Source organism: Salinivibrio sp. MA351 (genome assembly GCF_001996065.1).
Taxonomy (GTDB): domain Bacteria; phylum Pseudomonadota; class Gammaproteobacteria; order Enterobacterales; family Vibrionaceae; genus Salinivibrio; species Salinivibrio costicola.
This window is the reverse complement of the sequence record NZ_MUFG01000004.1, coordinates 124,142-147,716: the sequence shown is the minus strand read 5'-3', so window position 1 is coordinate 147,716 and position 23,575 is coordinate 124,142. Positions and strand designations below refer to the sequence as shown.

Genomic DNA, 23,575 nt, shown 5'->3' with positions numbered 1-23,575 from the left:
TTATAATAGTTGGTAAAATTATTCTGTGACTCTGAAAGTTTAATCTGCTTTGCAGACTGTTGGATCTGCCTTGCGGATTGCTCCGAACGATGAGCCAGTGCAATCAAACCAATTACTGAAAGCATGGCGGCAAGTACGCTAACGGGGAATTTAAAGACGACAAAAAAGTGGTTGAACCCCTTGTACGTCAAATCTAATTGTAGGTTTGAGTAGTAAATGAGCACTGACGTTGAGATGATAGCTCCTACTAACCCAACCCCTAATGCGAGTTTGAAGGCAAATAAGCGGGTAACGGACACGTCTGGGTTTAAAGCCAGCTTCCCCATGACTTCGTTGTACGCACTTTTAAGACGGCTCGGCTTATGCATTGGTTATTAATTCCTTAATAAAACACCTAAATGGTAAACGGGCATGACCGCAAAGTCATGCCCGTTTGTCGCACTTTTAATGCAAGGCTAAAACTGCTGCTCGGTGTACTCGGCCAATTCGGCGATTTTATCAAGCGAGGTTTCGGCAATGGCTTTAAGCTCGGCCACGCTAAAATAACCCGGCTCACGCAGCAGGGCGGGAATTTGCCCGCGTGAGACAACCACGGCATCGTTCTCCACCAATTGATTGCTTACGACGTAGCCCCTGTCCATCACCATCAGTAGCCGCGCTTGGTGCGGTGGCTCTATTTCTTGTGGAGCGGGCTGACGGCTTTCTGCGGCCCAATATTGCCATAGCACATCATCGCATTCGTTTTGGTAGCGGATCACGCGGTCACGAATGCTGGGTTTTACTTTGTTAGGGGAGAGGGTTTGCAGCCAGCCAAAGAGTTTACGGAGCGGTAGACATGTCAATGAACGTTGGCGACCATCATCTGCAACTGTAACGATTTTCGTGACAGTCCAACGTTTAGGGTTGTTACTTAGCTTTGCTAGCTGTGACTGCCAAGCTAAACCTATGCCTTCGACAACTGGTTTCATCGGAGTGAAGGGCTCACCGTTGTGCTCAACAATAAGCAATTTAGAACCGTAGAAAGGAACTGTAATTTGATTAGGCATGATTGCCTCCACAAGGTAGTGATTTGTATAACTCACCACTCAATGTGACCAATCATTGGGTGGTGAACTGATCGAGGTTGGTCATACCGCTACCTTGTAAACGGCCAGCCGAAGCTGCCTCAACCAGCCCACCATAATTCTGATGTGCTGAACTACATGCATAAAAAAACCAGCATGAAAGCTGGATGTTTTTATACATCCTTTGTGCAATGAGACCTAGCTCTAGTTCACGGGGGACCAATCCTGCCACTGGATTTTGCCAGTGAGCTTTCAGTGTATGAAAGACTTGCAGGAGTGCAACTATGCTTTCATTTCGGCTTTACATGCAGTTCAGAGCCAATCAATCATTTTATTCTTGAAACTGCATTTCTGACATTTCTAATTATTATTGTATCTCGAGAAACTCTATGGGGTGCTGCAGAGATGGACTGATATATTTTATTATTCATAAATCTTTTTTTTGCGTATAGAGGTAATGCGTTCAAGAGAAAACCGGCAAGAGAGTAGTAAGCAGCGCCTTGAACCCCCATCAACTCGAGCGTTGGAGGTAGAGCATAACCAAGAAGGTTAATCTTAGAAAGATAATTGCTATTGCTCTCCACTCTTCGTATTTCTTTGTTTAAAACATAAATTCTTTCATATCTTTCGCTTTTTTTAAGGTTGGCGTAGTTTCTTGCTATTTTAGGAATATCCCTCATGTTTATCTCAGAAATAACGTCATCCAATTCTAAAATGCCCATGTCATTATTGATTGTGAATATTCCATCAACCAAGCCTTCTATCTTTGATTCACGCAAAAAAAGTTTTTTTTAGCATTAAAGCCATTATAAAAGTTACTAATTATCTCGCATGCCTTTATTTCGGAGTATTCAGGCTGGTCGAAAGGTAGATGGTGTGCGCCTAAGCCCAAGGAGTACTCAAGGCTGATGGCTGCAGAGCTAAGTTCCAGTGTAAAGTCCTTTTCTCTCTCTTTTAAGGTGTTAACAGCTAGGGTAGATGCGCCCATATAATAAACGGATACAGCACCATCTCTTTCTATTAATTGAGGGCCTACCTCCCATTGCTTGGCAAGACTGTTGGCGATAATCTCTAGCCACCTGTTTTTGCTTTTATAGCACAAATGAAGAAATTGGTATTGTTCATCACTGGAAAAAGTCTTACCTAATAGTTGTGATTTCTCTTGGATTTTTTCCAGTGATGCCGCTGTTAATCTCCTTGAAAAAATCACTGATTCGGGCCGAGTGTTTATTATCTCTAGTAGAAGCCTTTGACTATATCTAGATAGGTTCTGTGGAATTACGAATAGAAGTCTTTTTCTTTTTATTAATTCTTTGAACTCAAAAGCTTCTATGCGTAACATCGTATAAAATTGCTCTGGCTCCATGTTAAACGGTAGTGCTATAATAACTATTTCATATAGAGATAGATATATTCGCAAATTATCTCTAGGAAACACTGAAGCATCAATGAAGCATCTAGTCTCACTGCCTAAAAAAGACTCTGGTAGATAGTCTTCCCTTTTTAAATTATTATCACCAGTGAACACACTATGTCTATTCTCTAACCAGAACTCTTCATCTTCTTCATAAAGCTCGAGCATAGGCTTGGTAAATTGTTTCTTGATGAAGCTGCTTGCGGATAAAATTAAATTATCTTTTCTGTTCGGTTGGAGTGTAGTTTTGCCAGGGTAGTCTGGTATGGTTTCATTATGAGAGAAAATATACTTATATCCATCAAAACCAATCGAGGAAAGGGTTAGCTCTATTTCCTCTTTATCTTCCAAACTAAGAGGGGTTCTTGTTATCAACTCGAACTCTTGGGTTGCGAATGAATAGTCGAAATGGAAAGGTTGGTATTTCTTAGGTACGTAACGGTTTAAATAGTTTGTTACCTCGTCATATAAAAATGACTCACCTTTATGGTTTATTATTTCAAGCTGGCCTCTGGTAGGGATTTTTTCTAAGGATTCATTTAATTCAGAGATAATAATTGCAGGAGGGACTGTTACGGTTCTGTAATGATTATAGGTGTCGATTAAAGAATCGGGAGATTCGCGGGTATCAGCGGCATCACCGATAAGAGCGTAGAAGTTTTCACCATCAGTATACAAGCCTCCGTGATTATACTGGGCTGTCTGCAACCTAAACCTTTCATAATCACGAACAACTAAGTTAGTGATTGGATCCATGATATATTCCCTTCTATTATCTTTGAAGCTATTACAAAATCTACGCGTTAAGCCCGCATCCTGCAATTTTTGATGCACATTGTTGCTCCATACCTCTCACAATAAAATTACTGTGTTTTTTGTTGATAGCGCTTCGGTGTGAGAAAAGCGATCACTATAACGACGTTAGGGATAAGGTAGCGATAGGCTGGCCTTGTACACGCAATTATCACTATTCAACATCAAAAGGAGCAAGGTTATGTCTTATATTCCCGAACGCTCAATGCGGTACAAAACAGCTCAGCGTGACTATAAAAAAATCATCAGTGTGGTCGATGCATTTTACTCAAAGCCAAACACAACGGCGCTAGATGAACAGAGTATCACCGTCGTAATGCCCTATACAGACACCCATCGAGCATGCAGCTAGAGGCTTTCGGCAAGCGCATTGATATACGCACTTCCATCACGTTTTTACAGGATCATGAATTGCTTATTGAGTCAGTGGCTGTTTATGTGCCAGAAGCTGAAGGTAAAAACGAACAGGTTTTAGAGAGAACGTGGTTCGATACGTCAGGCGTCCGAGAAATGCCTACGTCTTGCAGTGTGTCGGTAAGCAATGAATTTTATCCAGCGTTAGGCTTTCTTATTAAATCGGTAGATGCTCTACTGAAACTTAAAGAATTTAGGTTAGTGTCTAAGGGAGCAACTGACTGGGGAGCTTTGCTTTAGCGGTGATTGTGAAGCAGGAAATTACCCCCTTATTTTGTGTTACGCGGCGCAAAGTGGTACACGCCGAGTAACACAAATTAATAAGTGATTGTTATATAGCAATAAAAATCACATATTCACACATGTCGCAGTTTATGCATTTATCGGTGATGAGTAGTGCCATATTACTTACCCGATGGGTTACGCGTATCTTGGCCTGATTGTAGGTTACGCATCAGTAGCGCGTACTCTAGATCCATATCAGCGGGCACGGGAATAAACACGAAATGGCCGCTGCCTTTGGCATCGTCGATCGCTTCTGATTTGCGGTTTTCCATCGCCTCTAAGGTGAAATGCACATTGCCGCGTGGCGTCATTAGCTCCATGCTGTCACCGAGCATAAATTTATTCTTCACTTCCACTTCGGCCAGATCGCCTCGACGCTTGCCAGTGAATTCGCCGACAAATTGCTGCTGCTCAGAAATCGAGTAACCATAGTCGTAGTTTTGATAGCTATCGTGGGTATGACGGCGCAAAAAGCCTTCGGTATAGCCTCGGTGTGCAAGGTTCTCGAGGGTATTCATCAGGCTCTCATCGAATGGTTTACCGGCCACGGCATCATCAATGGCTTGGCGATACACCTGTGCTGTGCGTGCGCAGTAATAGAACGACTTAGTACGGCCTTCGATTTTGAGCGAATGAACGCCCATTTGCGTAAGCCGTTCAACGTGCTGAATGGCGCGCAAGTCTTTTGAGTTCATGATGTAGGTGCCGTGCTCATCTTCGTATGCCGCCATTAACTCACCGGGACGTCCACCTTCTTCGAGCAATACTACGTCATCAACCGGCTCGCCTTTACCAAGTGTGGGAGTCACTTCTTGAACTTGTACCACCTGGCCAGCATCGTCTTCTTTGCCTTGATGGACTTTGTAGTCCCAGCGGCAAGCATTGGTGCAGGTACCTTGGTTTGGATCGCGCTTATTAATATAGCCTGATAGCAAACAACGACCAGAATACGCCATACAGAGCGCACCGTGAACAAACACCTCAAGCTCCATTTCAGGGCAGTGTTGGCGGATGTCTTCGATCTCTTCCAGTGATAATTCACGCGATAAGATCACACGCTCAATGCCTTGTTGTTGCCAAAACTTAACCGTGGCCCAGTTAATCGCATTAGCTTGCACGGAAAGATGAATCGGCATATCAGGAAAATGTTCGCGGACCATCATGATAAGGCCAGGATCCGACATGATCAGCGCATCCGGACCCATATCAATGATAGGTTTAAGATCACGAATAAAGGTTTTAAGCTTTGCGTTGTGCGGCTGAATGTTGCAAACCACGTAGAATCTTTTTCCCTGCGCATGGGCTTCGTCGATCCCAATTTTTAGGTTGTCGTGGTTAAATTCATTGTTGCGCACACGCAGGCTATAGCGTGGTTGACCGGCGTAAACAGCGTCAGCCCCGTAGGCAAACGCGTAGCGCATGTTCTTTAGGCTACCGGCGGGAGAGAGTAATTCTGGCGTCAACATAATTCCAAGCTTGAGTCTGAGTGTAAGTCAGGCACCTTCACGTTGAAGGTGAGTGTGGGCGCCATTTTACTGTGACATTGCCCACACTACCAGCCGAATTTACCTAATCTTTGTAAGGGTTAATGCGGTAAAGGATTAGTCGGTTTTCAGTCCGCCTAGCGCGGTAAATATGCCATCGAGTAAGGTGTCGAGCTCACCACACATGAGTGATAAATCTGCATCAAGGCGAGCAGCGATATCTTCGCGGTCAATATCGGCGTTTTGATCGCGGATTTCCTCTGAGAATTTGAGCCGCTTTAGGCTAAGGTCGTCGCCAAGAACGAAGTGAACTTGCTCTTGCCAATCCATCGATAACTTAGTGACTTGTTTGTCTGCCTCAAGGTGCGCTTGGATCTCATCACTGGTGAGATCTTGCTGCTTACATTTGATTACCCCACCTTCTTCGAGTAGCGCTTTAAGCTCGGCCTCATCACCGAGGTGGAAGCCTTGTGGGGCTTGGCCTTGCTTGACCCATTCTGTCATCGCTTGCTCGGTTGGTGTTTCCGTTTCAACCGGCACCACGGGCAAACTGCCAATCGATTTACGTAATAGGGCGAGCAGCTCTTCCCCTTTTTTAATGCTTGCCGCATCAACGAGGATCAAGCCTTTATCGGCCATAATCAGCGCACACATCTGGCTTTGGCGAGTAAACGCGCGTGGTAATAGTTCCATGACCACATCGTCTTTTAAGCTGTCTTTCTCGCGCTTTTTCAAGCGTTGACCCTGCGCTTGCTCCATAGCGTCCACTTTTTCTTCCAAGGCATCTTTAATGACCGAGGCAGGTAAGAGCTTTTCTTCTTTGCGAGCGCGGATCAGAATATTGTTACCGCTGATATGGGTGAGCATATCGCCGTGTTTACCCAACGCATGATCCCAGCCAAATTTTTGCATGTCTTGGCTGCCACACGGGGTAAAATCGAATTCTTTCAGCTGGCTTTCCAACTGAGCGGGATCGAGAGGAATATCACGGGTGAGACGATAGACGAGTAAATTCTTAAACCAAATCATGGCGAGGCTTTATCCATCCTGTTGTGAGAAAGGCAACATGGTATTGCATTCACTCTCGAATGTCGCTGCAATTAGCGTAGAATTTAACCCTACTCGCGTGTTGTGCGAGATGCACTTGCCGAACGCTCAAATAAAATGGATTACCCCAGCTGTGTTAAAAATCATTCATACCTCCGACTGGCACCTTGGTCATCAGCTTCACGGTTACGATCGTCAATATGAACATCAAGTCTTTCTCGATTGGCTCAAGCAATGTCTCATTGATGAGCAAGCCGATGCATTGTTAGTGGCCGGTGATGTGTTTGATACGGCGAATCCACCGGCAAGCGCATGGCGGATGTTGTATCGCTTTTTAGCCGATATAGCAAAAGCGTTGCCCCATTTAAATGTGGTGATCACCGGGGGAAATCATGATTCACCTAGCAAACTCGACGCCCCACATGAGCTTCTAAAAGCCTTTGATTTACACTTAATTGGTGCCATTGCCCGCGATAATGATGGGCGTTTAGACACCGAGCGTATGATGGTACCGATCACTGATAACAGTGGCGAGACGGCAGCATGGATACTCGCGGTGCCTTTTTTACGCAGTGGTGATTTGCGTACTGAAGGGTTGGGAGAAGAGGATGATCGTCTCATCGAAGGGGTTAGGCAGGTTTATCAGCAAACCGAACAAGCGGCGCGCGCTAAGTGCAAAGGGATGCAAGCATTGATCGCGATGGGGCATGTATATATGGCCAGTGGTGAATTATCTGAGATGTCAGAGCGGCGTATTCTAGGTGGTAATCAGCATGCGCTGCCCGCTGATATTTTCAGTGACGATGTGGCCTATGTCGCGCTTGGGCATTTGCATTTAGCTCAGCAAGTCGCCAAACAAACACGGATTCGTTATTGCGGCTCACCGCTTCCCCTATCACTGTCAGAGCGCCATTATCGGCATCAAGTGTTGGCCGTTACATTAGAAGGTAACCAACTGCAGAGTGTGACGCCTCACATTGTCCCGCGTGCCGTGGATCTCTGGCGGGTGCCAGAAAAAGCTTCGCCACTTGACACTGTGTTAGCGAGCTTGGCAGCGTTGGTGCCGCAAGATTTGCCGCTCGCTCAGCAGCCCTTACTCGATGTGCCTGTGCTGTTAGATAAACCACAGCCGATGTTACGCGAGAAGATTTTAGCCGTGCTTGAGGACAAACCTGTGCGTCTGGCAAAGATTACGCCGCATTATCGTGAGACGTCTCAAGATACGGGCTTTCGCCAGCAACACCTTTCCGACGTAGAACCGTTTCAGGTATTGCGTCATGGCTGGCAGCAAAAATACCAAGGTGAACCGGATGAGGCGTTATCGGCGACGTTTTCTCACTTATTGGAGCAATTGGAACAGGACGAGGACCAATAAATAATGAAAATTCTGGCATTGCGTGGCGAGAATTTAGCCAGTATTCAATACCCGTTTGCGTTGGACTTCTCCCAAGGCCCACTCGGTGATAGCGGTTTGTTTGCCATCACGGGGAAAACGGGCGCAGGAAAATCGACGCTTTTGGATGCGATTTGTTTGGCGCTCTACGATAAGATCCCGCGTTTTCAATCCAATAAAAAACACGATGCCGATATTGGTTTGGGCGACCCGGCAACCCGAGTTAAAGCCAATGACGTTCGGAGTATTTTGTCTCGAGGCAAAGGCGAAGGTTATGCCGAAGTCGACTTTCTTGCTCATGATGGCAGCCGCTGGCGTGCACATTGGTCGGTGCGTCGCGCGCGAGGAAAAGCAGACGGTCGGATCCAAGCCAGTGAGCACTGGTTACAAAACCTGACCACAGACCAGCGTATTGCGGGCAAAAAACAAGAAGTGCTGAGCGAGATAGAGCGTCTAGTGGGGCTCAGTTATGAGCAATTCCGCCGTGCGGTAATGTTACCGCAGGGGGATTTTGCTGCGTTTCTAAAAGCCTCGGCAGATGACAGAGCGGCGTTGCTTGAACGTATGACAGGCACGGAAATCTACAGCCGTTTGTCGCAAATGGCGCATGAGCGTGCGCGTGAAGAAAAAAACGCGCTGGATCAGCTCACCCAACAGCTTGGGGATATTAACATACTCAGTGATGACGAAGAGCAACAACTGCACCAAGCGCAACAAACGTGTCAGCAGCAGATTCAAACGCAGCAACGGCAATTAAAAAAACTGAATGATTATCGCCAGCAGCACACGCATTTGGCGCAGGCGGAACAAGGGCTCGCCGCTGCCCAAAAAGCCTTGGATGAAGCCAGTGACGCGCGAAAAGGGGTGGCGGCGCGGCGGCAAAAACTGGATGACATTGCGCGCGTGCAAGTGGCCAGAGACGATTGGCAGGCTGTGCAAACACGTCAATGGCAGCAGCAGGCATTAACGCAGGATCTTATTCACTTGGCGCGCGAAGAGCGAGCGATAGCCGACGATTATGAGGTGCAAGCCGCGCACTGGCAAGACGCTAACCGAGGGGTCACGGAAGCGGAGCAAGCTTGGGCTGATATCGAACCTAAAATACGTGAGGCGCAGCAGCTAGATACGCAGTTGGCAGGATTAGACAGCCAAATGCATGAGCAAAATATGGCGCTGAATGCACAACAGCAAAAGTACCGGCATGCCCAGCAAACACTCACGCAAACGCGTGAAAAATCTCAACAACAGACGCAGCGAGCGCACACATTAGAGCAGGAGATTGCGCGTTACGGGGACTTTTCGCATATTGCTGAGCATTATCAGCCAGTATTCGACAATCTTCGCCAATACTTAGACTGCCAAGATACCCTGACCGCGTTACAAGAAGAATATCAAACGCGTTACCGCCAACGTCAGCTGTGGGCACCACAACGAGAGAAAATTGACCAAGATATTGCGCAGGTCGATGACAGCAGCGTGCAATTGAAAACCAAGCGTCAGGCGGCAAACCCTGAAGCCTTGTTCGCGGCACAAGAAGCCGACCAAGCACGTTATGCCAAGCTTCAGCATCAAAAACGGCAACAAGAGTCACTGCTCCATGAGGCGCAAAATTGGCAATATTGGCAAGAACGCTGCCAGCATAACCATGTAGAGTTTGAAAAGCATGAAGCGATTTATCGCGACAGCCAAACGCATTTAGACCGACTTAAAGAGACGCTGACCCGTGAACAGGCCCAGGTTGATGAAGCGCAACATAGCTTGCAACAAGCAATGGCTGTTGTCGAGTTAGACGATCTTCGTCAAGCGCTGAAAGAGGGCGATCCGTGTCCGTTATGTGGGGCAACTGAGCATCCTTACTTGCATCACGCACCGGCAATTGAAGGCATGATCGCGCAGCAACAGTCGCGTGTCGATGCGTTGCAAGCCTCTTATAATCAACATAACGCCGAATACTATTACTGGCAAAAACAGCATCAACACAGCCAGCATGCCTGTGCCGAACTACGTGAGCAGGGCTTGGTGTGGCAGGCTGAGCGGCAGCAGTATGAGCGCGGGCTACGCGACGCAATGGTAGCGCTTGGGTGGCAGTTGGCGCCTGAACAACCCCTCGATGAGACGTTGAGCGAGATAGAGGTGCACGCAAAACAAACCGACAGCGACTATCACGCTTGTTATCAGGCGATCACTGCACGTCAACACCAGTTAGCGCAAATTCAGCAAATGGATGCCGCGTTGAGTGATTTACAACACGCACGAGAACAGCTTGTTGCGCGCCGACATCAACTGGATCAGTCATTGACTGAGTGTGAGACCCGGCTGAACGCCATTGATGAACAGTGGCAGCAACAACACGAACAGCTGACGCGCGTGAGCCAAGCGCTTGATCAGCAACTCGGTGCCGGACAGTGGCTCACAAGCCTGCAACAGGTGGGCGCCGCACGTTATATCCGCCAGATGGAGCAAAAAATTCAGGGCTATCGTGCGCTGCAGGACGAAAAAACATCGCTTGCCACGCAAAAACAACAGATAGAGACCGAGTTAGCGTCATTAACCCAGCAGTGTCAGAGTCTGTCAGAGGATACGCAGGCACGGCAAGCACAATTAGTGAATCTGGCGCAAGCGCATCAACAGCGCAGCGCGGCGCGTCAGGCGTTGATCCCCGATCCGGACTTGGCGGCGCTTGAACAGGCGTATAAATCAGCAATTGAGGCGCAAAAGACTAAACGTACGCAGGCTGAGCAAGCCTATAGCCAAGCCAGTGAAAAGCGGGCAGGGGTACAGGCACGTCAGCAAACCTTGCGCCAACAACAGCAAGAGGCTGCGCAACAGTATCGCGCCAGTGTTCGACGTTGGATCCAATGGCAACCGACACTAGCCATGCATCAATACGACATCCTCCAAGCTTTATCTTACTCTGAAACCTGGCGAGCCAGTGAGCGGGAAGCGATCAGTGAAGTAGAAGCGGCTTACCAAGAAGCTAACACGCGCTTAGACGAACGTCAGCAACAATTAACCCATTGCCAGCAGGCGATTGCCGCGGCGCAAGTGTGGTTTGATGATCAGCAGCTACCGGATGATGATGCCGCGTTGACCGCCCAGCACGATGCCTGGCAACACGCGTTAGAAGACGCCGAGCAGCAGCTGTTTACCTTGCGTCACCAATTAACCGAATCAGAGAAAGCCAAACAGCAGGCCGGATCGCTGACCGAGAAAATTGACGCGCAGCGTAGCCAAACGGAGCAGTGGTTAAAACTGGCCGATTTAATTGGCTCGGCCAGCGGAGCTAAATTCCGTAATCTCGCACAATCGCTGACGCTGGCGCAGCTGGTCGAGATTGCCAATGAGCATTTGGCCTCATTATCGCCTCGTTATGCGTTACAAACCGTGCCCGATAGCTTACTGGCGTTGCAAGTCGTTGATCATGATATGGGCGATGAAGTACGCAGTGTTGAGTCCTTATCTGGCGGTGAAAGCTTTCTGGTCTCTTTGTCACTGGCGCTTGCGCTGGCATCATTAGCAGCGGATACACGTCAACTTGGCTCCTTATTCATAGACGAGGGCTTTGGCACACTGGATCCGGAAAGCCTGGAAATGGCGTTGGCCTGTTTAGACACCTTGCAAGCCGACGGGCGGCAAATTGGGGTCATTTCCCATGTAGGCACACTGGTTGAGCGCATCGGTGCGCAAGTGCGCGTCGATAGTCAAGGTGGAGGCGCTAGCCGCGTCCTAGTCACACAGCAAGGTGTTGGCTAGGTCACAGCCTGTTCACACAACGCGAAATTTGCTCGCGCCGGGTCACAAAAATGTCATAATAAATGCACATAATGGCGCCAGTTAAATGATAACACTAGGTAATTATCATGGTTAGACGGATTCTCGTTGTTGAAGACGAAGCCCCCATTCGCGAGATGCTTTGTTTTGTCTTAGAGCAAAAAGGCTATCAAACGGTTGAGGCAGAAGACTACGACTCAGCGCTGGCGCAAATATGCGAGCCTTACCCAGAAATGATCCTCATGGATTGGATGTTACCTGGTGGATCTGGACTCAACTTGATTAAACATTTGAAGCGTGAAGAGCTTACGCGCCAAATCCCAGTGGTGATGCTGACCGCTCGGGGCGAAGAAGAAGATAAAGTTCGAGGCCTTGAAGTGGGTGCCGATGATTACATCACCAAGCCTTTCTCACCGAAAGAGTTAATCGCACGACTGAAAGCGGTCATGCGGCGTGTCTCACCGACTACGTTGGAAGATGTGATTGAAGTGCAAGGTTTAAAACTCGACCCGGTTTCACACCGTGTTACAGCGAATGATGATCCCCTTGATATGGGGCCAACCGAGTTCAAACTTCTACATTTTTTTATGACTCACCAAGAGCGTGTCTATAGCCGTGAACAGCTGCTTAACAATGTTTGGGGCACCAATGTTTACGTTGAAGATAGAACGGTTGATGTGCATATTCGTCGCCTGAGAAAGGTGTTAGAGGCGGGTGGACATGCTAAGTTAGTACAAACCGTACGTGGGGCGGGGTATCGCTTCTCAACACGTAGCTAGAACATCCCTTTAAAGGGGTGAGGCGATATGGAGATATAATGGTCGAACGACTGTCTTGGAAGAAGCTAGCCTGGGAGCTGGCTTTTTTTTATTTACCTTGGCTCGTAGTGGGTGGATTGTTTGGCGGCCTACCTTGGTTATTACTCGGCGCCACCGTAGCGATGCTATTGTGGCACTTGCACCAGCAAATAAAGCTGTCTGACTGGTTATGGAAAGACAAGAGCTTAACGCCTCCATCCGGTACGGGATCGTGGGAGCCTTTATTTAACGGTATTTATCGCTTACAAAAGCGTAACCGCCGGCGTCGCAAAGAGCTTGCTAACTTAATTCGCCGTTTTCGTAATGGCGCGGAGTCTTTGCCCGATGCGGTGGTGGTATTTGAGCGCGATGGCGCCATTGTCTGGTGTAACAAACTTGCTCAGGAGCTACTTGGCTTGCGCATGCCGGATGATAACGGCCAGCATATTAGTAACTTGATCCGCGCACCGGAATTTGTCAGTTATATCGCCAATGCCAATTACGATATGGCGCTGGAAATGCGCTCTCATCTGAATAGCGCTCGCACACTTGAATTTCGGACCATGCCCTACGCGGAAGGCGAATATTTGATGGTGGTGCGTGATATCACGCAGTTAAAGCAACTGGAAGGTATGCGACGTAACTTTTTCGCCAACGTTTCGCACGAGCTGCGCACACCAATGACGGTATTGCGTGGTTACTTAGAAATGACGGAAGATCCGGATATGCTTGTTGGACCCATGTGGCCAAAAGCGCATGGTGTGATGACAGAGCAATTATCTCGGATGGAATCCTTGGTTGAGCAACTGCTTACGCTGTCTAAAATTGAAGCTGCAGCCAAGCCCGATCTCGATCATCATGTTGATGTTCCCGCGATGCTCGATGTGCTGCAAAAAGAGGCTCAGGCATTAAGTGGTAACAGTGAGCATGTACTTACCTTTGACGTCGACACGGCGTTGAAAGTCCGCGGCAATGATGATCAGCTGCGCAGTGCGATCTCAAACCTTGTTTATAATGCGGTGAAACACACCCCCGCACAGGCAGAGATCCAGGTGCGTTGGTATCGTTCGAAAAAAGGCCCGCGCTTAGAGGTTATCGACAGTGGTGAAGGCATTCCGCCACAACATTTAGACCGATTGACTGAGCGATTTTATCGTGTCGACAAAGCGCGATCGCGAGAAACCGGTGGCAGTGGGCTAGGGCTTGCGATAGTTAAACACGCGTTGAGCCACCATGATGCTGAACTGGATATTAAAAGCGAAGTCGGGATAGGTAGCACGTTTGCATTCACGTTGCCGGAGCGGCTCGCATGTTAAAACGCGTTATCTTGTTTGTTTGTCTCGTATGGAGTCTGGATGCGTTAAGCCAAACCCATCCTTTACCGGATTACCAACGTACCAGCGGCATATCCGGCAACTTAAGCTCTGTGGGCTCTGATACGCTCGGTAATCTTATGGCGGCGTGGACAGGCGGATTTAAGCGCTTGCATCCGGGCGTCAATGTGCAGTTGCAGACCCCTGGCTCGGCATCGGCGGCGCCCGCGCTGGTGGAGGGCACTGCGCAACTTGGGCCAATGAGCCGCGCGATGCGTGTCAGTGAGGAAAACGCCTTTCAAGCGCGGTTCGGTTACCCCCCAACCGCAGTCCCAGTTGCGATTGACGCGATGGCCGTCTATGTCCATCAAGATAATCCACTTCGTACTATCAGTTTTCAACAGCTTGACGCGCTCTTTTCCAGAACGCTGTGGTGCGGTGCGAGTGACCCTATTACAACCTGGGGGCAGCTGGGCTTAACCGGCCGCTGGCAGCATCGTGATTTACAGTTGTTTGGCCGAAATTCGGTCTCTGGCACCTATGGTTATTTTAAGCAATCAGCCCTGTGTCGTGGCGATTTTCGTGCCGATGTGAATGAGCAGCCCGGTTCGGCGTCGGTGGTACAGTCGGTGGCTTCTTCACTCCATGCTATCGGTTATGCAGGGATCGGTCATCAAGCCTCGGGCGCCCGTATGCTTGCGATTTCTCGTCATGGCGATAAAGCCGTTATCCCTAGTGACAGGGCGATTCGAGAAGGTAAGTACCCACTTACTCGACATCTCTATTTATATATCAACAAAGCGCCGCATCAACCGCTTGCGCCTTTAGATGCCGCATTTATGCGATATATTCTCTCTAAGCAAGGACAAAAAGCCGTCAGCCAGCAAGGATATATTCCATTGCCGGCAGAAACGGTACACGCACAGCGACAGGCGCTGGGATTGGATTAGTCGTTACAGGTCAACGCCCAGTTTACGGATTGCCAGTATTGTTTTTCGGCTTCAAGATCGGCGGCTAATAAGCGGTTATCTTGGAGCCACCTTGCAGGGAAATCGAGCTGCCATGTTCCTTTTTTATCCACATTCAGTGCGATATCAGGTAGTGGCTGGTCGTTACGTTGGGAGTGCAACACACAGGCTAAGCGTAATGCGCAAATTAGGGTTTCAATCAGTTTCGGCTTAAACAAAGTAAACTTGGGCATCTCACTGAGCTTTAGCGCCTTTCGGTGAAAGCGTGCCAATGTCGCGAGCACTGTCTGCTGCTCTTGATTAAAACCCGGCAAATTGGTGTGGTGTAAAATATAGGCTGAATGTTTGTGATAACCCGGATAGCCAATGCTCAGGCCAACTTCATGGAGCAGTGCTGCCCAGTTGAGCAATCCGGCGAGCTCGGACTTTTTACTGCCTTTATCCGGTTCTGCTTGCGCATAAAAGTGGGCCGCCGTTTGCTGTACACGTCGAGCATGACTCAGATCGATATTGTAGCGAGCCGCCATGTCATCTGTGGTGCGGCCGCGGATATCCGTACGCTGAAAACGATCTTCCATCTCATAGAGTAAACCTTCACGCAGTGCCCCGTCGGAAAAGCGCAGTGACTCGATGGCTAACGCATCAAATATCCCCGACAAGATAGCCACACCCGCAGCAAACACAGGTTGCCTATCGGCTGATAAGCCTGGCAAATTGATGCTCTCACTGGTTTTAAATGTCAGTAGCGTTTCAATCAAACTATCCAGGCGTTTGCGGGTGATTATGCCATCGTCGTCACCCAAGCCGATGATGACCTCACGAATCGCTTTCACCGTTCCTGAAGCCCCTAAAGCCACTTGCCAGCCTGCTTGGCGATATTGGCTTGCGAGACTCTCTAGTTTTTGCCGAGTGGCGAGCTGAGCGGCCGCAAATTGCTTTGAGCTAATGGCCCCTTTGGGGAAAAACTGTTCATTATAGCTCACACAGCCCATGCGTTTACTATTAACCAGCAGGGGGTCAAAGTTATCACCAATGACTAACTCTGTGCTGCCGCCACCAATATCGATGACGAGTTTGCGGCCGATATTTTGTTGGGTGTGTGACACGCCCATGTAAATCAAACGCGCTTCTTCCTCACCCGAAATAACTTCTATTGGGTAAGGGAAAACTTGATTCGCTCGCTGGATAAACGTCTCGATATTACGAGATTGGCGTAACGTGTGGGTCGCGGCAATGCGGATGTTATCCACGTCAATACCGTTGAGGCGCTCAGCGAACATGGCTAAACATTCCACGCCTCGATCAATCGCTTCATCGCTAAGACAATGGTGGCTGTCTAGCCCCGCAGCCAGACGAACGCGCTGTTTATGGCGGCTGACGATTTGAAGCCCTTCACCGACGACGCGTGCGACGACCATGTGGAAACTGTTGGAGCCGAGATCAACCGCAGCAATCTCGCGCGGTTTATCCTTTGACTGGGGGTGTGTCATGTTGCAACTTTTCCGCGTGTTTGAGTGCTTGGCGTTCTATGTGTTTGAGGTAATCATAGATCTCGACTTGTGAGCGGATCTTTTTCTTGTTACCGCGTTTAACATAGGCGTTAGACATGGCTTTGTCGATGACTCGTGCTTTGGCGCGATCGGCAAATTGAATTTCCAAGATTGCCATGATGCGATCTTTGAGTCTTGGATCGCGAATGGGTGCCCCCACTTCAATACGATTATCAATATTTCGGGTCATCCAATCGGCAGATGAAATATAGATATCACGTTCACCGCCATTTTCAAAGGCAAATACACGTGGATGCTCGAGAAAGCGGTCCACAATACTGATCGCCTTGATGTTTTGACTCACCCCTTTTACGCCCGGCACGAGCGAGCACATGCCGCGGACAATAATTCGAATTTTGACCCCTTCATTGCTGGCTTTGTATAAGAGATTAACTAAGCCTCTATCAACGAGGTTATTGACTTTAAGCGTAATGCCAGCTTTGCGTTTTGCGCGCGCATGTTCAATCTCGCGCTCGATCAATTTACACATTCGGCGGCGTGAGTTACGCGGCGACACAATCAGGTGGTTAAACTTTACTGGGCGATAAGGGTTCTCGATAAAGTCGAAAACTTTTCGGATCTCTGAGGTGAGTTGTTGATCGGCGGTAAAAAGCGCAAAGTCAGTATAGATTCGTGCCGTTTTTTCATGAAAGTTTCCGGTACCAATATGGCCATAATCGCGAAGTTCGCCATCTTCGCGGCGAGATATCAAGCACAGCTTGGAGTGAATTTTTAGCCCTGGCGTGCCGAATACCACTTTGACCCCTGCGTCGGTCAGTACCCGTGACCACTCGATATTGGCCTCTTCATCAAATCGTGCCTGAAGTTCAACCACCACAGTGACGCGCTTACCGTTATTGGCAGCATCAATCATTGAATTGATAATCCGCGAGTTCTTTGCCACGCGATACACGTTGATCCGAATGCTACGCACTTTAGGGTCAAACGATGCTTGTCGCACCAGCTCGGTCATATGCCGAAAGGTATGATAGGGGTAGTACAACAGTATGTCGCGTTCACGTATGGCCCGAAACGCATTGTTTTGCAATTGAAAATCGGCACTCTCGAAAGGCGGAAGCGGTGCGTTTTCTAGATACTGGCGTCCCACATTGGGAAAGCCGATAAAATCACGAAAGTTATGATAGCGCGCCCCGGGTAGCACACTGTCATAATCAGAAATCTTTAAAACTTGGATGAGTTTGTTCACCATTTCAGGTGGCATATCACGCTGATACACAAACCGAACAGGCAGGGCGGTTAAGCGTTGGTCCAAGCTTTCTGACATATTTTCGAGCAGGCTATGTTCGACTTCGTTGGTCAAATCGTATTCGGCGTCACGCGTCATTTTCATCGCATAAGCGTCGACGGTATCGTAATCGAACAAACCACTGAAAATCTGATCAACACAGAGTCGAATAATATTGTCCAATAAGATAATGGTTTTGCGCTGCCGCTTTCCTTTAGGCTCAGGCACTTTGACGAACCGGTCCAGATCGTCGGTTGGGATCTCAATTAAGGCATATTTTGGCTCTTCACCGGCTTTTTTTAGCTCGACCGCTAAATAGGAATAAGCGTCTTTTAAAAAGCTTAAAACATCGACATCTTTATTGAGCATGATCGGTGTAATGTAAGGCAAGATATTGCTACGAAAATAGCGTTTGAGCCATTGGGCTTGATGCTCCGACAGTTGTCGCTCATTCACCAAAAAGATATTGCGGCGTGCCATCTCAAGCAAAATATCATTATATAGATGATCGAAATCTTGATTGAGCTTGACCACTTTCGCTTGAATTTTACTGAGTAACTCCTTGGCGTGACTATCCACTCCGCGCTCTTCATCAATAATGATACGGCGTTTCACATCGGCAAATCGTACTTGATAAAATTCATCAAGATTGGATGAAAAAATACCTAAAAAGCGAACCCGTTCGATAATCGGCACGCTTTTGTCCGCAGCTTCCTGCAGTACGCGCTCGTTAAAGGAGAGCCAGCTCAGTTCTTTGTCGACATGATGGGAGTCTAAAGTCATAGCGTGTGAGAAAATCCTGTTCTACTGAATAAGATGGCTGTCAAGCAAGACTGCTAAAGCGTCAGACAGCCTTTCAAGGGCTTTGTACAATACGCTGATGTTGGCTGCACTTTGTAGGAACGTATCCAGTGTGTCGATACGTGAAAACAAAATGCATCATGCGTGATCCTTAAGACGATTGTTTAAACAATTATTGAGGTCGTTCAAGGTGTTGTCTATGCTTCACGGCAGTAAACTCACGAAAGTGTGCCCAATATCAACTTGGGCCAGCCTAAAGTCCGTTTGTTGCATATTTATTGCGTACCGCTCAGCAACGCATCGTCCCGGTGTCGAGGCGTTAGCCCGCAAGCGGCAGTATGATTAGCCATCATCCACTTTTTTTATATGGATAATCATAGCGGGCCGATTTGTCACAAAATTGTCATTGTAATGAAATACAATCAAGAGCTTGATTAAAATAAGAGGCGCAAATGACCCACTCCTCACCATCACTTTCTGACACCAAACGTGCGCGACGTTTAAAAGATAAACTGACGCGTCAAGCAGTGCGCTTTGGTGGTGTGATGGTATTAGTGACCTTGTTGCTGCTATTTTTTTATCTTTTAACTGTCGTGATTCCGCTATTTCATCAAGCCAGTGTGACGTTAAGTGAACGCTTTTCTGTCTCTTCACCTGGAGCGCCACGGTTTGTTGGCGCTGATAATCGCAATCAACTCGTTTATAGCTTGGATGAGACAGGCGTCTTGACGGTAGCGCGTCGTCCTCGTCAGTCATCGATGCCTCAACAGCCTCAACAGCCCCAACAGCCTCAAGAGAAGACAACTTTCCCGCAGGCTGAAACTGTCTTACAACGCGCGCTATCGACCCTCAGTGATCCTGCGATGAGTTGGGCTCAAGCAACGGCGCCTTTTATCGCAGTGGAAAATGCTCCCGGTGAAGTGGGCGTTTGGCAATTACGCTTTGGCAACGATGACCAAGCCGGTGATGCGGTGATCCCGCAGTTATCGCGTATATCTGCGTTTGGTGGACCCGTAACGGTGGATGCGAATAGACAGCCGCTGGATAAGATTGCCCTGGCGATACCGGATAGCTTGCATGGCCAGCCGATAGCGCCTGTGTTGGCGGCTGTGACTGCCGATAATCAATTGATGATCTACCGCGGCCAGCATAAAACATCATTCCCTTTGAGCGCGCCAGTCAATCAGTTGGCATTGTCGGGCGATGGACAACGGTTATTTATCCGTCAGCATCATACTTTATCGGTTTGGCAGGTTAATAATGACATGCCCATTAAGCGCGAACGCCTAGACCTCACTCATGTGAACGATAGCTCGGTGGTTAATATGACGCTGCTAGCGGGGGGACGCTCGTTAATATTGCAGCATCAAAATGGTGACTTGACGCAATGGTTTGATGTCCTCAAAAGTGGTGAGCCGTCATTGACCAACGTGCGTACGTTTTCGCCCGGTGCTGGGGCAAAAATAATAGCGCCAGAGTTACATCGTAAAAGCGTGGCCACCGTGGATGATACTGGGCAGCTGAGCTTGGTACATGTGACCAGTGAAAAACAGCGGCATTTTGATAAACGGTTTACCTCGGTCCCGGAGGCGCTGGCATTTGCTCCTCGCGCCAACGCCTTGATGGCGGTGACACAAAATCAGTGGCAGTGGTTGGCGGTGGATAATCCTCATCCTGAAGTCAGTCTCCATTCTTTATGGCAAAAAGTGTGGTACGAGGGATACTCATCGCCGCAATATGTGTGGCAGTCGACATCGGCCGACGATAGCTTTGAAGCAAAGTTGAGTGTGGTGCCGGTGATCTTTGGCACACTAAAAGTGGCCGTGGTTGCCTTACTGTTCGCGGTGCCAATGGCCATTGGTGCGGCTATTTATACGGCTTACTTTATGTCATCAGGGTTGAGGCGATGGGTCAAACCGACGGTTGAGACGATTGAAGCATTACCTACGGTGATCATTGGCTTTTTGGCCGGCTTATGGCTTGCCCCTTGGGTTGAAGCACATATTGCTAGCGTCTTTATGTTGTTGATCCTGGTCCCGTTTGTGTTGCTGGGGTTGAGCGCCTGTTGGCGAATGATCCCCCGCTATGCTCGCCGTCGCTTGCCGGATAATGCCCAAATACTGGTGATTATCCCGGTGTTGCTGTTAGTGGGGACAATGGCCGTGTCTTTAGGGCCTTGGATTGAGCAGATTTGGCTGGGAGGCGATGCTCGTCAATTCATTACCTACGAGCTAGGCATTGGTTATGATCAACGTAATGCCTTAGTGGTTGGGATCGCGATGGGCTTTGCTGTGGTTCCCACCATATTTTCGATTGCTGAAGATGCGATTTTTTCGGTTCCGCCACATCTAAAGCAAGGTGCGTTAGCACTGGGGGCAACGCATTGGCAAACATTGATGCGGGTTGTGTTGCTCACCGCTAGCCCAGGGATATTCTCGGCGGTGATGATGGGATTAGGTCGCGCGGTGGGTGAAACCATGATTGTGTTGATGGCCACAGGGAATACACCGATTATGGATTGGAACCTGCTCGAAGGGCTTCGGACCTTGTCGGCCAATATTGCGATCGAAATGCCAGAGTCCGAAGTGGGGAGCTCGCATTATCGTGTGTTGTTTTTAACCGCGTTTATTTTGTTTGTTTTCACCTTTGTCTTTAATACGTTGGCTGAACTTGTTCGTCAGCGTTTACGCGACAAATACAGTCACCTTTAATTGAGATGAGAGTGCGCATGCGTCCATGGATAAAATCTGGCACGCCTTGGGTCTGGATGACGGCAGGGATGGTTAGCGTCAGTCTTATTGCCATTCTCGGTGTCTTACTCTTGCTCGGTGTTCGTGGCTTAGGCTATTTTTGGCCCACACCGGTGACCAGTTTTGAGTTACAGACGGAACAGGGCGTAGAAACTGTCGTTGGCCAGATTTATCGAACCGATGAGGTTGATGCGACTCAGCTTATAGACGCCGGTGTTCGCTTACCCGCATACCGGCAATCCGCGTATCAGCGCTTGGTGGTTAAAATTGGCAACCGTGAACGAGAAGGGCTCGACTTTCGTCAGTTACTTGCGTTTCAGATAAAAAGCCAACACACGCCGATTGAGATGGCGATGATTGAGCGCAGCGAGAACGGTGTCTTTTATGGCAAGCCAACAGCGTATATTGATCAAAGCGGTACACGTCATGGATTAGTGATTTCTGCGCTGCGTCAGCAACTGGCGGATTTGGCGGCACGTCGTGATGCAATCAATAAAATTGAACAAGTCCATCTGTCAGGGGTGAATTATCAGCTCGAACAGTTGCGATTAGAGGAAAAATCTCGCGAACTTGAGGGGACGTTGGACAAGCGCGCCCAATCGCAGATTGCATCCCGCCGCACGCAGTTGCTCACTCAGTATCAACAACTGGAGCAAAAGCTCGCACAGTTGCGGGATAAACAGAAAACAGGGCAACTGGTTGTCGAAGATAGCCATGGTGATGAGGTCGCATTGCCGCTCGAGAATGTGCTAAATATTTGGTACCCCAACGCGATGAGCGGCGTCGATAAGCTGACATTTTGGGGGCACCAAGTGGCGGCTTTTCTATCTGAATCACCGCGTGACAGTAATGCCGCAGGTGGGGTTTTTCCGGCGATTTTTGGCACCGTTTTTCTGGTCTTATTAATGGCAGTAATTGTTACCCCTTTGGGCGTGGTCGCGGCGATTTATCTGCATGAATATGCGCCTAAAACGGCGTTCACTCGGTTGATTCGGATTGCGGTAGTTAACCTCGCTGGGGTGCCATCCATTGTTTATGGTGTGTTTGGTTTAGGCTTTTTTGTCTACTTCATTGGTGGCACCATTGACGATATCTTTTATCAAGCGGCGCAACCCGCGCCGGTGTTTGGTACGCCAGGTATTCTGTGGTCAGCGTTAACGTTGGCGATCTTAACCTTACCGGTCGTGATAGTCTCAACAGAAGAAGGGCTAGCGCGTATTCCTACAAGCGTCCGTCATGGTGCCTTTGCCTTGGGCGCGACCCAGTCTGAAATGCTATGGCGAGTCGTCTTACCGATGGCAAGCCCGGCGATGATGACGGGGTTAATTTTAGCGGTTGCCCGTGCCGCCGGTGAAGTGGCGCCTTTAATGTTGGTTGGGGTGGTGAAAGTGGCGCCTTCTCTGCCGGTTGATGGCAACTTTCCTTTCTTACACTTAGAACGGAAGTTTATGCATCTCGGCTACCATATTTATGATGTGGGCTTTCAAAGTGCGCATATCGAGACTGCGCGACCTTTGGTGTATGCGACGTCGTTTTTACTCGTGTCTGTGATCGTGGCACTGAACTTATCCGCGATCGGTATCCGTCATTATTTGCGTGAAAAATATCGCGCATTAGAACTGTAACGATAAGGATCCTGCTCGATGTTTTCGATAAACCCGCCTATAGGCGCCACGCCGAGCTTAGATTTGGGAAACTTACCGAACGAGCAAACGGCGTTAGCTATTCGGGATTTGAATCTTTATTACGGGGCGACTCAAGCACTGTTTGATATCAGTATGCGTATCCCGAAGGGCAAGGTCACAGCGTTTATTGGCCCTTCTGGGTGTGGGAAGTCGACCTTACTGCGTTGCATTAACCGCATGAATGATTTGGTGGATGGGTGTCGCGTGCGGGGCGAAGTCACCTTACATGGGCAAAACATCTATCGCCGCGAAGTTGATGTGCCTGCGTTACGCCGTCAAGTCGGTATGGTATTTCAGCGTCCTAATCCGTTTCCGAAATCCGTTTATGAAAATGTCGTTTTTGGATTGCGGCTGCAAGGCATTCATGATCCCCGAACCTTAGATGATGCGGTGGAGCGTTCACTGCGAGGTGCGGCGCTGTGGGGTGAGGTAAAAGATCGTCTTAACGATAATGCGTTTGGTCTTTCAAGTGGACAGCAGCAGCGGTTGGTGATCGCCCGAGCAATCGCGATTGAGCCAGAAGTATTATTGCTGGATGAGCCCTCTTCGGCGCTGGATCCTATCTCAACACTGACGATTGAAGAGTTGATCAACGATCTTAAAAAACAATACACAGTGGTGATTGTTACCCATAATATGCAGCAGGCGGCACGGGTGTCAGACCAAACTGCCTTTATTAATATGGGCCGCTTGGTAGAGTACGCGGATACTGACACCTTGTTTACCACACCAAAAAATAAACAGACGGAAGATTACATCACCGGTCGCTACGGATAAGGA

17 protein-coding genes are annotated in these 23,575 nt (G+C 48.7%); 9 read left to right on the top strand and 8 right to left on the bottom strand.

Features of this window, described 5'->3' with window-relative positions; translation table 11 throughout:
- The 4 genes from BZG78_RS04365 to BZG78_RS04350 all read right to left on the bottom strand — a co-directional run.
- On the bottom strand, positions 1-368 hold a 368-nt coding region (locus tag BZG78_RS04365; RefSeq protein WP_199877160.1), incomplete at its 3' end, for a hypothetical protein.
- Between the two features lie 87 nt (positions 369-455).
- Positions 456-1,046: a phage antirepressor N-terminal domain-containing protein gene (locus tag BZG78_RS04360; protein WP_077660474.1), complete on the bottom strand. Its 591-nt coding sequence runs from the start codon at positions 1,044-1,046 to the stop codon at positions 456-458.
- Between the two features lie 344 nt (positions 1,047-1,390).
- Positions 1,391-1,819 carry a hypothetical protein gene (locus BZG78_RS04355; protein ID WP_131826068.1) on the bottom strand — a complete coding sequence of 143 codons (429 nt, stop codon included), beginning with the start codon at positions 1,817-1,819 and terminating at the stop codon, positions 1,391-1,393.
- A 5-nt stretch (positions 1,820-1,824) separates the two neighbouring features.
- Positions 1,825-3,234, bottom strand: a complete 1,410-nt coding sequence (locus BZG78_RS04350) for a hypothetical protein (protein WP_131826067.1) — start codon at positions 3,232-3,234, stop codon at positions 1,825-1,827.
- A 399-nt stretch (positions 3,235-3,633) separates the two neighbouring features.
- On the opposite strand from BZG78_RS04350, the gene BZG78_RS04345 reads away from it, so the two are divergent.
- The gene (locus tag BZG78_RS04345) at positions 3,634-3,945 is read left to right on the top strand and encodes a hypothetical protein (RefSeq protein WP_077660471.1); all 312 of its coding nucleotides are present in this window, start codon (positions 3,634-3,636) and stop codon (positions 3,943-3,945) included.
- 164 nt (positions 3,946-4,109) lie between these two features.
- On the opposite strand, the gene yegQ is transcribed toward BZG78_RS04345, so the two are convergent.
- A complete protein-coding gene (gene yegQ / locus BZG78_RS04340; RefSeq protein WP_021022890.1) occupies positions 4,110-5,456 on the bottom strand; it encodes a tRNA 5-hydroxyuridine modification protein YegQ in 1,347 nt (448 codons plus the stop codon).
- Between the two features lie 135 nt (positions 5,457-5,591).
- On the bottom strand, positions 5,592-6,500 hold the full coding sequence (rdgC, locus tag BZG78_RS04335) for a recombination-associated protein RdgC (RefSeq protein ID WP_198532954.1): 909 nt from the start codon (positions 6,498-6,500) through the stop codon (positions 5,592-5,594).
- Positions 6,501-6,540: 40 nt separating this feature from the next.
- Between rdgC and BZG78_RS04330 the strand changes: the two genes are divergently transcribed.
- From BZG78_RS04330 to BZG78_RS04310, 5 genes are all read left to right on the top strand, one after another.
- Positions 6,541-7,896: an exonuclease SbcCD subunit D C-terminal domain-containing protein gene (locus BZG78_RS04330; protein ID WP_242412981.1), complete on the top strand. Its 1,356-nt coding sequence runs from the start codon at positions 6,541-6,543 to the stop codon at positions 7,894-7,896.
- Positions 7,897-7,899: 3 nt separating this feature from the next.
- A complete protein-coding gene (locus BZG78_RS04325) occupies positions 7,900-11,667 on the top strand; it encodes an AAA family ATPase (protein WP_077660469.1) in 3,768 nt (1,255 codons plus the stop codon).
- A gap of 107 nt (positions 11,668-11,774) precedes the next feature.
- On the top strand, positions 11,775-12,464 hold the full coding sequence (gene phoB, locus BZG78_RS04320; RefSeq protein ID WP_021022894.1) for a phosphate regulon transcriptional regulator PhoB: 690 nt from the start codon (positions 11,775-11,777) through the stop codon (positions 12,462-12,464).
- Positions 12,465-12,502: 38 nt separating this feature from the next.
- Positions 12,503-13,798, top strand: coding sequence for a phosphate regulon sensor histidine kinase PhoR (gene phoR / locus BZG78_RS04315; protein ID WP_077660468.1), 1,296 nt, complete (start codon positions 12,503-12,505; stop codon positions 13,796-13,798).
- Positions 13,792-14,745, top strand: a complete 954-nt coding sequence (locus tag BZG78_RS04310) for a phosphate ABC transporter substrate-binding protein (RefSeq protein ID WP_021022896.1) — start codon at positions 13,792-13,794, stop codon at positions 14,743-14,745. The genes phoR and BZG78_RS04310 overlap by 7 nt, the downstream gene beginning before the upstream one ends.
- Here BZG78_RS04310 and ppx read toward each other — a convergent pair.
- Positions 14,742-16,253, bottom strand: a complete 1,512-nt coding sequence (gene ppx / locus BZG78_RS04305) for an exopolyphosphatase (protein WP_077660467.1) — start codon at positions 16,251-16,253, stop codon at positions 14,742-14,744. The genes BZG78_RS04310 and ppx overlap by 4 nt on opposite strands.
- Positions 16,228-18,342 carry a polyphosphate kinase 1 gene (gene ppk1, locus BZG78_RS04300; protein WP_077460253.1) on the bottom strand — a complete coding sequence of 705 codons (2,115 nt, stop codon included), beginning with the start codon at positions 18,340-18,342 and terminating at the stop codon, positions 16,228-16,230. Before ppk1 ends, ppx begins: the two co-directional genes overlap by 26 nt.
- A gap of 470 nt (positions 18,343-18,812) precedes the next feature.
- On the opposite strand from ppk1, the gene BZG78_RS04295 reads away from it, so the two are divergent.
- Genes BZG78_RS04295 through pstB form a run of 3 tightly spaced genes read left to right on the top strand, consistent with a single transcriptional unit; the run spans position 18,813 to position 23,572 of the window.
- Entirely contained in the window at positions 18,813-21,071 is a 2,259-nt protein-coding gene (locus tag BZG78_RS04295; protein WP_077660466.1) for an ABC transporter permease subunit, read from the top strand.
- A 17-nt stretch (positions 21,072-21,088) separates the two neighbouring features.
- On the top strand, positions 21,089-22,735 hold the full coding sequence (gene pstA, locus BZG78_RS04290; protein ID WP_077460255.1) for a phosphate ABC transporter permease PstA: 1,647 nt from the start codon (positions 21,089-21,091) through the stop codon (positions 22,733-22,735).
- 18 nt (positions 22,736-22,753) lie between these two features.
- Positions 22,754-23,572 carry a phosphate ABC transporter ATP-binding protein PstB gene (gene pstB / locus BZG78_RS04285; RefSeq protein ID WP_077660465.1) on the top strand — a complete coding sequence of 273 codons (819 nt, stop codon included), beginning with the start codon at positions 22,754-22,756 and terminating at the stop codon, positions 23,570-23,572.
- The last annotated feature ends 3 nt before the right edge of the window (positions 23,573-23,575 follow it).

Bases quoted from the DNA above. Each gene is read 5' to 3' on its own strand.
- yegQ (WP_021022890.1), bottom strand. From the start codon at position 5,456: ATGTTGACGCCAGAATTACTCTCTCCCGCCGGTAGCCTAAAGAACATG.
- pstA (WP_077460255.1), top strand. From the start codon at position 21,089: ATGCGTCCATGGATAAAATCTGGCACGCCTTGGGTCTGGATGACGGCA.
- ppx (WP_077660467.1), bottom strand. From the start codon at position 16,253: ATGACACACCCCCAGTCAAAGGATAAACCGCGCGAGATTGCTGCGGTT.
- BZG78_RS04295 (WP_077660466.1), top strand. From the start codon at position 18,813: ATGACCCACTCCTCACCATCACTTTCTGACACCAAACGTGCGCGACGT.
- phoB (WP_021022894.1), top strand. From the start codon at position 11,775: ATGGTTAGACGGATTCTCGTTGTTGAAGACGAAGCCCCCATTCGCGAG.
- BZG78_RS04310 (WP_021022896.1), top strand. From the start codon at position 13,792: ATGTTAAAACGCGTTATCTTGTTTGTTTGTCTCGTATGGAGTCTGGAT.
- ppk1 (WP_077460253.1), bottom strand. From the start codon at position 18,342: ATGACTTTAGACTCCCATCATGTCGACAAAGAACTGAGCTGGCTCTCC.
- BZG78_RS04330 (WP_242412981.1), top strand. From the start codon at position 6,541: ATGGTATTGCATTCACTCTCGAATGTCGCTGCAATTAGCGTAGAATTT.
- BZG78_RS04345 (WP_077660471.1), top strand. From the start codon at position 3,634: ATGCAGCTAGAGGCTTTCGGCAAGCGCATTGATATACGCACTTCCATC.
- BZG78_RS04325 (WP_077660469.1), top strand. From the start codon at position 7,900: ATGAAAATTCTGGCATTGCGTGGCGAGAATTTAGCCAGTATTCAATAC.
- BZG78_RS04360 (WP_077660474.1), bottom strand. From the start codon at position 1,046: ATGCCTAATCAAATTACAGTTCCTTTCTACGGTTCTAAATTGCTTATT.
- pstB (WP_077660465.1), top strand. From the start codon at position 22,754: ATGTTTTCGATAAACCCGCCTATAGGCGCCACGCCGAGCTTAGATTTG.
- BZG78_RS04350 (WP_131826067.1), bottom strand. From the start codon at position 3,234: ATGGATCCAATCACTAACTTAGTTGTTCGTGATTATGAAAGGTTTAGG.
- phoR (WP_077660468.1), top strand. From the start codon at position 12,503: ATGGTCGAACGACTGTCTTGGAAGAAGCTAGCCTGGGAGCTGGCTTTT.